Origin of the sequence: Cuneatibacter caecimuris (assembly GCF_004216775.1) — a bacterium.
GTDB lineage: Bacteria > Bacillota > Clostridia > Lachnospirales > Lachnospiraceae > Cuneatibacter > Cuneatibacter caecimuris.
This window is the reverse complement of the sequence record NZ_SGXF01000003.1, coordinates 134446-145131: the sequence shown is the minus strand read 5'-3', so window position 1 is coordinate 145131 and position 10686 is coordinate 134446. Positions and strand designations below refer to the sequence as shown.

The 10686-nt window shown below is 51.8% G+C and carries 10 protein-coding genes; 1 reads left to right on the top strand and 9 read right to left on the bottom strand.

Going from position 1 to position 10686, the window contains the following annotated elements; translation table 11 throughout:
- Nucleotides 1-83 precede the first annotated feature (83 nt).
- The 7 genes from EV209_RS08995 to EV209_RS08965 form a co-directional block, all read right to left on the bottom strand.
- Nucleotides 84-563 carry a metallophosphoesterase family protein gene (locus EV209_RS08995; RefSeq protein ID WP_130435129.1) on the bottom strand — a complete coding sequence of 160 codons (480 nt, stop codon included), beginning with the start codon at nt 561-563 and terminating at the stop codon, nt 84-86.
- A gap of 15 nt (nt 564-578) precedes the next feature.
- Nucleotides 579-1190, bottom strand: a complete 612-nt coding sequence (rdgB, locus tag EV209_RS08990) for an RdgB/HAM1 family non-canonical purine NTP pyrophosphatase (RefSeq protein WP_130435128.1) — start codon at nt 1188-1190, stop codon at nt 579-581.
- Between the two features lie 3 nt (nt 1191-1193).
- Entirely contained in the window at nt 1194-2924 is a 1731-nt protein-coding gene (locus EV209_RS08985) for a lectin like domain-containing protein (protein WP_130435127.1), read from the bottom strand.
- Nucleotides 2914-4077, bottom strand: a complete 1164-nt coding sequence (locus EV209_RS08980; RefSeq protein ID WP_130435126.1) for a THUMP domain-containing class I SAM-dependent RNA methyltransferase — start codon at nt 4075-4077, stop codon at nt 2914-2916. Before EV209_RS08980 ends, EV209_RS08985 begins: the two co-directional genes overlap by 11 nt.
- Before the next feature lie 201 nt (nt 4078-4278).
- Entirely contained in the window at nt 4279-4659 is a 381-nt protein-coding gene (locus EV209_RS08975) for a rhodanese-like domain-containing protein (protein WP_165388876.1), read from the bottom strand.
- 490 nt (nt 4660-5149) lie between these two features.
- Nucleotides 5150-5476, bottom strand: coding sequence for a hypothetical protein (locus tag EV209_RS08970; RefSeq protein WP_130435124.1), 327 nt, complete (start codon nt 5474-5476; stop codon nt 5150-5152).
- An 85-nt stretch (nt 5477-5561) separates the two neighbouring features.
- Nucleotides 5562-6026 carry a DUF1700 domain-containing protein gene (locus EV209_RS08965; protein ID WP_130435123.1) on the bottom strand — a complete coding sequence of 155 codons (465 nt, stop codon included), beginning with the start codon at nt 6024-6026 and terminating at the stop codon, nt 5562-5564.
- Nucleotides 6027-6229: 203 nt separating this feature from the next.
- Here EV209_RS08965 and EV209_RS08960 point away from each other — a divergent pair, with 203 nt between their 5' ends.
- Nucleotides 6230-6757, top strand: a complete 528-nt coding sequence (locus tag EV209_RS08960; RefSeq protein WP_130435122.1) for a cysteine hydrolase family protein — start codon at nt 6230-6232, stop codon at nt 6755-6757.
- Here the strand turns inward: EV209_RS08960 and EV209_RS08955 are convergent.
- Together EV209_RS08955 and EV209_RS08950 are read right to left on the bottom strand one after the other, a co-directional pair.
- The gene (locus EV209_RS08955) at nt 6751-9534 is read right to left on the bottom strand and encodes an AAA family ATPase (protein ID WP_130435121.1); all 2784 of its coding nucleotides are present in this window, start codon (nt 9532-9534) and stop codon (nt 6751-6753) included. The genes EV209_RS08960 and EV209_RS08955 overlap by 7 nt on opposite strands.
- On the bottom strand, nt 9531-10685 hold the full coding sequence (locus EV209_RS08950) for an exonuclease SbcCD subunit D (RefSeq protein WP_130435120.1): 1155 nt from the start codon (nt 10683-10685) through the stop codon (nt 9531-9533). Before EV209_RS08950 ends, EV209_RS08955 begins: the two co-directional genes overlap by 4 nt.
- Between the last annotated feature and the right edge of the window lies 1 nt (nt 10686).

The window sequence follows — 10686 nt, the reverse complement described above, 5'->3', positions numbered from 1 at the left end:
CCATTTTCCTTAGCGCGCAGTGCACATCCCCCGGAGGGTTTTGTTTCATAGGGAACGAAGTTTCCTATGAAACAAAAACGCTGTCACAGATAACAGATCGTATAATGTGCTTCCCCCTCCCGGTCCAGTTCCATCACTATGTAGGAAGGCTTATGGTTCTCCTGCCTGGGATAAGAAATACTGCCGGGATTCAGGATCGTAATCCCTCCCGAATATTCCAGCATCGGACGGTGGATATGCCCGAACATCACAATATCAAAACTGCGGGCCCTGGCCTCCTCCAGAAGAAATTCTGTTCCCAGGCTGGCTCTGTAGTAATGCCCATGGGTCAGCAGCACATGGTATTTCCCCAGCCTGAGTTCCTTTTCTCTTCCCAGATCAGAAAAAAAGTCATTATTGCCGGCCACCATTTCCACCGGGCATCCGGCCAGCGTCCTGATATAATTTTCACTTCCCTCAACATCCCCGAGATGAATCATCATGTCAATAGGACGCACCAGATCAAGGGCCTTCTGCAGCCCCGCATGCTGTCTGTGCGTATCGCTCACAATCAATATTTTCATCTTCATTTCCGCCTGTCACGCCTTCCACTCAGGATATAATTCCAGCAGTTTCTCTTTTATGGCACGAAGGGCCTTACCTCTGTGGCTGATTCTGTTCTTTTCCTCCGCCGTCAGCTCCGCAGCGGTACATCCATATTCCGGAAGCCAGAGAATCGGGTCATATCCAAATCCGCCTGCACCTGCAGGTTTCTCCGCAACCAGCCCCTCCATGCTACCTGAAGCGGTCATCTCCCGCCCGTCCGGCAGGCTGGCCGCAATCACACAGCGGAATCTGGCGCTTCGCTGATTCCCTTCAATCCCTTCTACCCGGCTGATCAGGGCGGCATTTTTCACTGTATATGAAGTCTCCTCTCCCATATACCGGGCGGAATATACTCCCGGCTCCCCTCCCAGGCAGTCGATTTCCAGGCCGGAATCATCTGCCAGAATCAATCCGTCCGTAAATTCTCTCAGCGCCCTCACTTTGATCAGCGCATTTGCCTCAAAGCTGTTCCCGTCTTCAATGATATCTGCTGTAATCCCCGCTTCTTTCATCGACAGGACTTCCACCGGCAGGTCCGCCAGCAGCATCCTGATCTCCTTCATTTTCCCTTCATTCGAGGTTGCAAATATTACTTTCTGTTTCATAAGTCACTCTCTTTCCTGCGCAGTCCGGGAGGGCTGGGCATCTGATGTGTACACTTTCAGGCAGGCGTTGCAGCTCTGCGTTTCCTCCAGCCGCTGCCAGTTTTCCCCGCTCATACTGGCATAGGTTTCCCCGTCGTCCAGCGTCACTGACGCTGTTTTTTCATCTTTTGCAAATTCAATGGCTACCGGGTAAACGGCTCCCGGCGTAGTTATTTTTATAATCACGGCAAACCGTTCTCCCGCATCCAAAAGAACCGGGTCCAGATCCACCGTATAATATCCTGCATTGGCAAAGGTGCCTGACGCAAGTTTTTGGTTCAGGTGCAGATCTTCTGATGAGCCGAACTGCCGTACCAGGTATATTTCATAGGTCGTATTGGCATCTGTGGCATAAAAGCCCACCGCATCCAGAGTTTCCGTACCGCCCGTCTGATATGCCGCGGCAAAGTATGCTGTTTCATCGTTGAAACCCATCTGCCCCACTGCCCCGCAGGGATCAGCCTGATAGATGTGATCGTAATTGTCTGTTCCATCCACTCTGGTATATACTGTATTATATATCCCAATATAGGTATCGTCATAAGAAATATAAAAATATCCGCCCTGGCCAAAGCTGTCTCCCCAACTGTTCATACACAGAAAAGCCCCATCGCTCTCCGGCTGATTATGGAAATTTTCTCTGGAATAATTATCATCCCAGCCAACAATCACTACATCGTGATTAATTTTTTCTGTACCGATATAGCAGTATGCCGCGGTATCCGCATTATAATGGTCGGAACTGCCCGATGGTCCGGAAAGGGACATATGAATGGAGGTCTGAACTCCTCCATAAAGAAATACGGCTTCTTTAATTTTCTCGTAGTCCTTCCTGGGGAGCATCTGCGCTTCCTGCACATGCGCTACGGGACTCAGTCCTGCCGGACTGGTTCCGTCTCCATAAGGATCTTCTTCTTCCAGCACAGGCCCTTTCCAGGCAGCCAGGTAGGCCAGCGACATGGCGTAATCCCCGCCGTCGTCCTGAGTGATAGAAAACCCGCTTTGCAGGGACATGTGATCTGCAGAAAACAACAGCTGCTGCTCCGGCATCAGAGAAGTCTGCAGCGCGTTCAATGCAGCAAAAGCCCAGCAGGTCCCCAGATCTCCCTGATCCCGCACAGTTGCCGCCCTTCCCTCTTTTCTGTAATCATAAGAAACTGGCAGGCTTCTGGCATCAGGCTGCCGGTTCACCATGGACAGCATGCTGTCAGCCTTAGACCAGTTCACCTCATATTCCAGATATTCCTCAAATACGTCAGATGGGACATAGAGCTCACCGTTCAGTTCCAGCATGGGCGTCTCCAACGGCTGTTCCATTCCGTTCACTTTCATCATGAAAGCGTCCTTATAGAGTTCCAATACTGTGGTATTCTTTTCAATCACAAGCCGCTGCCCGTCATAGTATCTGGAAGAAACCCGAAACACGCGGCGAAGAATACTTTCTGGCAGCATCAGTGTTCTGTCCTCATTCATATATAATTTCATATCGCCTGTATCCACCGGCTTGCCGTCTACTTCCAGGTAAATCGGGCTTCCATTGATGCCTGCGGCAATCAGCTTCGGCCACCCATCCGCATAAACAGCCTCTCCATACCCCTTGGAAACCGCCTGCGCTTTGTATCCGGTATGCAGGCAGATTGCCGAAGATATTACAACCAGCAGCGCCAGACAAATATAAAATCTTCTATGCCTCAATTTCCTTCTCCTGTCTTTTTGGTGGCTTAGGTCCCAGGAACTGATAGAAATAAGTCTTCATCATTCCATTGTAAATTTTTCTGTTTTTATCTGCCTTTCGTCCCATACAGCGCTCTGTATCCTCATAAGAGGTAATCAGGTATGCCGACCAGGAATCCAGCGCGGCAAAACGCTTTCCCAGTTCGCTGTACAGGGAAAACAGCTCCTCTTTATCCCCAATCCTTTCACCATAAGGAGGATTGGTGATTAAAAATCCATATTTTTTCGGATGGCTCATCAGGCTCACCGGCCTCTGCTGGAAATGGATCATGTGCTCCACCCCGGCAAGTTTCGCGTTCTCCCTGGCGGCCCGAATGATTTCTCCGTCTATATCATACCCCTGGATGTCCGTAGAGGCATCCCTCTGTTCCATTCCCCTGGCTTCCTCACGGACGTCCTCCCATATTTCGGGATCAATGAGGTTTGTCCAGGATTCCGCCTGAAAATTTCTGTTCACTCCAGGCGCGATATGGGCGGCCATCATGGCAGCTTCAATTACAAAAGTCCCGCTGCCGCAGAAAGGATCTACAAAAACCCTGTCCTCCTTCCACGGAGTCAGCATAATCAGCGCAGCGGCAAGGGTCTCGGAAATAGGCGCCTTTGCAGTCAGCTTTCTGTATCCCCGCTTATGTAAGGATTCTCCGCTGGTATCCAGGCACACGGTGACCACATCCTTATACAGAGACACGCGCACCGGATAGGATGCTCCTGTTTCAGGAAACGTACTGCGTCCATATGCCTGCTTCATTCGCTCCACCATGGCTTTTTTCATAATAGACTGTATATCTGAAGGAGAAAACAGCTTGCTCTTTATAGAATTGGCTTTGGTCACCCAGAACTTTCCGTCTTCCGGTAAAAACTGTTCCCAGGGAAGCGCTTTTGTCCCCTCAAACAATTCGTCAAAACTTCTGGCTGTAAATGCGCCTACCTTAACTAAAATCCTCTCCGTGGTTCTCAAAAAAATATTAGCATAACAGACTGCTTCCCAGTCGCCTAAAAATGTCACTTTTCCATCCTCTACGGAAGAAATTTCATACCCCAGATCCAGGATTTCCCGTTTCAGCACAGCTTCCAGCCCGAAATGGCAGGGCGCGATCAGTTCAAATACCCGCATATTATCCTCTTTCCATGCCGCTGTGGAAACATATCCCCAGGGCCTTTTCTCTACTATATATAGTAAAATATCAAAACAGCTCTGTCAAGGGACAGTTCTCAGTACAAAACTTTTCTCTTAAAGAACGTTAAGGCTGACGGATAGCGGGTATATGCCCTGGTCCGCCAGCCTTTCATCATTCGAAAACGCTGTTATCACATGTCAGCGCATTTTTCTGCGTCTGGAACCCATTTCATTGCAGGTGTCCAGATATTTCCCATGATAGGCTTCCAGCCCGCCGGCTACTGAAATCACTTCATATCCGGCTCTGGACAGTTCTCTGGCTGCCTTCAGGCTGGAACCTCCCCTTTCGCAGTAACAGACCAGAACTGAACCTTTTGGAAGCGTATACATCTGCTCCCTCAGCTGCGCATAGGGCAGGTTATAAGCGCCGCAGATATGCCCTTCCCGGAATTGTTCCGGAGACCGCACATCCACCAGCAGAAAACCGCTTCTTCCCACATACTGATCCAGCTGTCTCGCTGCAATAGCAGAAAATCCCATGGCATCCTCCTTCCTGGCAGTGATCCCTGCCAGCTCCATAAAAGGAATCCCGCTTGCGGGATTCCCCGCCTGCGGCGTGTCGCACAAGCGACAGCATTCCTTACGCCGCAGTGCGCATCCCCCGGAGGGGTTTGCTGCATAGGGAACGCAGTTTCCTATGCAATAAGAATCCCGCTTGCGGGATTCCCCGCCTGCGGCGTGTCGCACAAGCGACAGCATTCCTTACGCCGCAGTGCGATCCCCCGGAGGGGTTTGCTGCATGGGAAACCCAGTTTCCTATGCAAATAAAGAGGCCGGCTCGCCGGACTCTCGCGCCGAAGCGCGGTCGCTTTAGCGGCCATATTTCCTTAGCGCGCAGTGCGCATCCCCCGGAGGGGTTTGCTGCATGGGAAACCCAGTTTCCTATGCAGCAAACAAGAGCAGGCGGGACAGGGAATATCATACCCTGTCCCGCCTGATTTATAATATGCGGAAAGTCTCGCTTATGTACCGGGATACACGAACAGTATCCCGGATTTTCTTACCTTGCTCAGTCTTCGTAAGAATTCTGAGAAGCGTTTCTGCTGCAATTCTGGCTGGAATTCTGAGATGCATTTCTGCTGGAATTCTGGCTGGAGTTCTGAGATGCGTTTCTGCTGGAATTCTGGTAAGAATTCTGAGATGCGTTTCTGCTGGAATCCTGGTAAGAATTCTGAGACGCATTTCTGCTGGAATCCTGATAAGAATTCTGAGATGCGTTTCTGCTGGAATTCTGGCTGGAATTCTGAGATGCATTTCTGCTGGAATTCTGGCTGGAGTTCTGAGATGCATTTCTGCTGTTGTTGGATGCCTTATTCTGCTGTTTTGAGTTATCCATTTTTCTGACCTCCTAAATTGACACTGATTTGTTACGCAAATAGTATTTCACGGTCAGAAATTCTTATTCGGGAAAAAAATGGCAGCTAACGTTCACGGAACTGCTTCACAACCCAGAGAACCAGAAAAATCACCAGCAGCGGCACCGCCAGATACATGGTGAGCTTCACCACACTTTTTAAAATAACAAACAGGATTACTATAGTCAGAATGCCTGCTGCAAGGCAGCCCAGTCTTGTATACCAGGCGTCCGTGTTCACACGGCGCGCGCGGCTTCCCGACGGCTCCGCTTTCCGGCAGTTTTCAGAACTGTAAGAAGCATATGGACCGGAAGATTCGCCCCAGCCACCCTGTCCGTCCACATCAATAATGGTCCTGGCAATCAGCCTGGGATCTCCCAGCTGCTGCAGCACTTCTTCTTCCGTTCTGCCCAGGCGAACCTGCGTCTGAATATATGTGTCGTAATACCGGAGATTCTCGTCCAGCTTAGCCGGCGAGACTTCACCCTGCAGCGCTTCTTCCAACTGCTCTAAAAATTCTATCCGGTTCATTGTGCCCTCCTGAAATCTGTCTGGAATCATGAAGTAATATGCTTATTTTATCATATTCTCCAAATACAGTCTATGCCAGACCGATGAAAATTCCAGCAAACCTATAAATTTTCCATAAACTCAAAAATTATTACAAGATTGCGGCGGGAATAATACTATGGTAAAATGGAAACAAACCATAAACGAAATCAGAGGAGGGAATTATGAAAAAAATACTGGTTGTAATTGACATGCAGAATGATTTTATTGATGGTTCGCTGGGCACCACGGAAGCTGTGAAAATCATCGAACCGGTCTGCCGTAAAATCCAGGCCTCTCTGGAAGAAGGCGCGACTGTCCTTGCCACCCGTGACACGCATCAGCCTGATTACCTGAACACAGCGGAAGGCCGGAGCCTTCCGGTGGAACATTGCATTGAAAATACGCCGGGCTGGCAGCTGAACCCGGAGATCGCCCGGCTTATACAGGGCTGCACTGTCATTGATAAACCGTCCTTCGGCTCATTCCTCCTTGTTGAAAAAATCCGTGAATTAACCGCGGAAGAGCCTGCGCAGCTGGAACTTGCGGGCCTGTGCACCGATATCTGCGTGGTATCCAATGCCCTGCTCCTGAAAGCAGCATTTCCCGAAATTCCAATTTTCGTAGACTCTTCCTGCTGCGCGGGCGTCACCCCGGCCAGCCATGAAGCAGCCCTCCTGACGATGAAAATGTGCCAGATCCAGGTTTATTGAAGAATATGGCTGCCGCTGGCGGTTTTCCGGATCAGTACCTTTTCATTAATCCGCTCCTTCAGCTCTTCCACATGGGAGATCACCCCGATCATGCAGTCTGAACCCGCCAGGCCCGACAGCACCTGCAGGGCCTGGTCCAGGGATTCTTCATCCAGCGCTCCAAATCCCTCGTCGATAAACAGGGCTTCCGCCCGGATGCCTCCTGCATAGCGCTGAACCACATCGCTCATACCCAGGGCCAGCGACAGAGCCGCCTTAAAAGACTCCCCTCCGGACAGAGTGCTCACCGGCCGGCGGCGTCCCGTATAGGCGTCCCCGGCTTCTATTCCCAGCATGTCCTTTGTCCGGGCGTCATTGACCGCTTCCACTCTGAACAGCTGATATCTGCCGGCAGTCATCCGGTACAGGCGCAGGTTTGCCGCCTGCAGCACCTCGTCAAAATATACGGAAAGCACATATTGTTCCAGTTCCAGGTTCCGGGGGTTCTCCCCGCCTGCTGCCGACGCCAGAGAACCGATTACCCGATATGCTTCTTCCTTACGGTCCATTTCCTTCTGCAGCTGCTCCATTGCCATGATATCCTTTTTATTCTGCATAATCCTGCCCGCCAGCTCTTTCTGAAGCTGCGTCAGCGCGCTCTGCGCGCCTTCCGGCAAATGTGCCGCGGCATTCCTGCAGTTCAGCAGATGTTTTTTCTGACGCTCCGCCTCCCGTTTCTGCCTCTCTGCCTCCTCCTGTTCTCTTTCCAGCAGCTTTTGCGCCTCACTCTGCCTTTTCACCAACACTTCCCTGTTTTTTCTGATGCGCTGGATTTCATCGCAAAGCCCCTGTTCTTTCCTGTTGAGTTTTTCGGCAAGATCAAATTCTGCTTCTCCGTCATACCCTTCCGGAAGCTGGTGCTTCAGCGCGTCCCGCCTGCCCTCCTGCTGAGAAAGTTTTTTGCCGCAGTCTGCTTTTTCAAACTCAAACTGCTCCTGCCGCTCCCTCAGCCTGGCCAGCTCCTTCTTCCAGTGAATCAGGTCCTTACGAATCTGGTCCAGTGACTGTTTGTCTTTCTCCGCCTCTGCAATTTTTTTCTCCAATAATCCCCGCTGCTGTTCCAATGCGCTGATTTCCAGAAAGACAGCCTGTTTTTCTTCTCCGATTCCAAGCTCCCGGCACTGTTCCCTCCAGCGAAGTCCGGCAATCTCCCATTCCTTTTTCTTCACCGCACAGGCAGAAGACGCCGCAGACGCCGCTTTTTCTTTAGCGGCAGCCAGTTCCCTGAGTCCGTCCGCCTGTTCCCGGGTCACCGCCTGTTCCGGAAGCCCCGCCCTGGCCGGATGGTGAAGAGAACCGCACACGGGACAAGGGGAACCTTCGTCCAGATCCCTGGCCAGCAATCCCGCCTGGCTGCAGCGAAACAGCCTCTCTCCTTCCTGCCACCTGTTTACAGCCTCTGCACATTCTGCCTCCGCCCTGCGCCATTCCTGCCTCGCTTTTTTTACAGACTGCTCCGCGGCTTCCTCCTCCGACAGCAATTTTTCCAGGCACTTTGCAGCTTTCATCCTGCCCTCTGCCTGCTGCCGTTCCCCCAGCAGCCGCTCCAACGCAGCCTCTGCTCCTGCATAACGCTGAAGATTGTCTTCTAAAAAAGTGCATCGTTTTTCACATTCCTTACATTCCTTATCTCCTTGTTCGCTTTGCAATTTTTTTGTCTCAGCATCTCTCCTGACTTCATCCAGTCTCCCAACAACTTCTTTCCATTCTTCCCACAGCTTCTGCCTGCGCCGGCTCTCCAGGATCTCTATCTGGACTTTGGCCCTTTCCCCTTCCAGAACAGGGATTTGTAAATCCTCCGCCCTGCTCTGTTCCAGGTCTCCTTCCATTTCTGACAGCAGCCCTTCATACCCACAGACCGCCTGTTTCCTCTCATCCAGAGCCCGGTAGGCCGCGGCGCAGGATTCCTCCGCATCCTTCAGACCGTCCAGGATTTCCAGGTCTTTCTGGCAGCGCTGTTCCAAAATCTCTTCTTTTTTCACCTGCTCTTTGAGCCTTTTCAGCAGCTCTGCCTGCTCGCCGGCAGGGCTGAACCTTTTATAGGGCTCTGTATCCAAAAGTGCCGCCGGAACAGGATTTGAAAAGTCCAGCCCCAGAGCCACGCCCTCCCGGCGGTCTCTCAATTCCCGGTTTTCCCGCCGCAGCAGCCCCGCCCGATCTCTCAGAGCGCTCTGGATCTTTTCATAGAATTCTGTATGAAATATATTGCGGAATATTTTTTTCCGGTCTCCGGACTTTTCCAAAAGAAGGGCAAGGAATTCTCCCTGGGCGATCATGGAAAGCTGCTTAAACTGGCTGTAATCCATTCTCAGCAGCTCTGCCACTGCCCCGGTCACAGCTTTCGCCCCCTCCGCCAGCAGCTTTTCTCCTTCCGGTTTCTGCAGATAAAACAGCGCAGTTTCTTTCTGGAAAACCGTGCCCTCTCCTCTTTTTTTCGCTCTCTCATAAGCCGGTGTCCTGCGGATTCTATACTTCTTTTCTCCATGTGAAAATGTAAGCTCCACAAAAGTCTCGCCTGCCCCGTCTGTGAAATCGCTGCGCAGCCTGTCCTTCTGCCGGGTCTTTCCGCTCACCTCTCCATAAAGTGAAAAAGCGATGGCGTCAAACACTGTCGTCTTCCCTGCTCCGGTGGCTCCGGTAATTAAAAACAGGCGGTTTTCCGCCATTCCTGCGAAATCCACCTGCTCTGTTCCCGCGTAGGGACCCCAGGCGCTGATTTTCAGCAATAAGGGCTTCATTCCGCCTCGCCTCCCATCTCATCCAAAACCTTCCTCAATGCTGCCGTCTGTTCTTCGTCCATCTCTTCCCCCCTAAACGCGTAGGAATAAAACTGCCGGAACAATTCCACCGGTCCAGGGCGCTCTGTCTTTGCCGGTCCGGCATCCATGGCCCTGTCTTGAAGAATTCTACGCCCGGTCTCCCTCTCCGCCTGCATCGTATTTGGGTAGACGCCGCGCAATGTGCGCATGGGATCCAGCAGCTCTCCTTTGTCTGTCAGTGTAACAAACAGATAGTCCTCCCGGTTTCCAAGGGCAGCCACTTCTTCTCTGATCAATTCTTTCAGAGGACCTCTGATACAGCGCATATCCCGCAAGGGGCGCAGTTCTTCTTTTTTTACCTCAACCCTGCCGTCTCCGTCCATCTCCACCAAAAGAGCATATTTTCTGCCATTCACCTCCGATTTAGAGTATTTCAGAGGAGAGCCCGCATAATATACGGGCCCCTGTCCCACCCGCTGGCAACGGTGGAGGTGCCCCAGGGCGACATAATCAAATCCCTGAAAAAGAGCGGCATCCACCAGCTCAGTTCCTCCCACGGAGAGCGGCATTTCTGAATCTGAAAGTTCTGGGGGCTGGCCTGCCGCCGCCACGAACTGATGGGCAACCAGCACGCGGCGGCCTTTCCGTTCAGGAAGTCCTTCCAAAACTGCCTCTGCCGCTTCCTGGAAAGATTTGCAGCCAGTCCCCAGACAGTCGTTTACCACCGACGGCCGAAGGTAAGGCAGCAAAAAAAATGCCACATCCCCCCACTGGTCCTGTAACACAGCTTCCCTGACTTTCCCCTGATAAATCCCTGCCAGATACACCCCCTGCTTTTCCAGCATACTGCTGGCAAAATTTAAGCGTTCCGGACTGTCGTGGTTTCCGGAAACAGCTATTACCGGGATTCCCTCAGCAGACAGCTTGTCCAGAAAGCGGTCCAGCAGAATCACCGCCGGAGCCGGCGGAATGGAACGGTCATACAGATCTCCCGCCGCCACCACCGCATCCACCTTTCTCTCAACAGCCAGACCGGCAATCTGGTCCAGGATGTAAGCCTGATCCTCCAGCATGGAAAATTCATTCACCACTTTACCGATATGCAGATCCGCAACATGCAGAAATCTCATG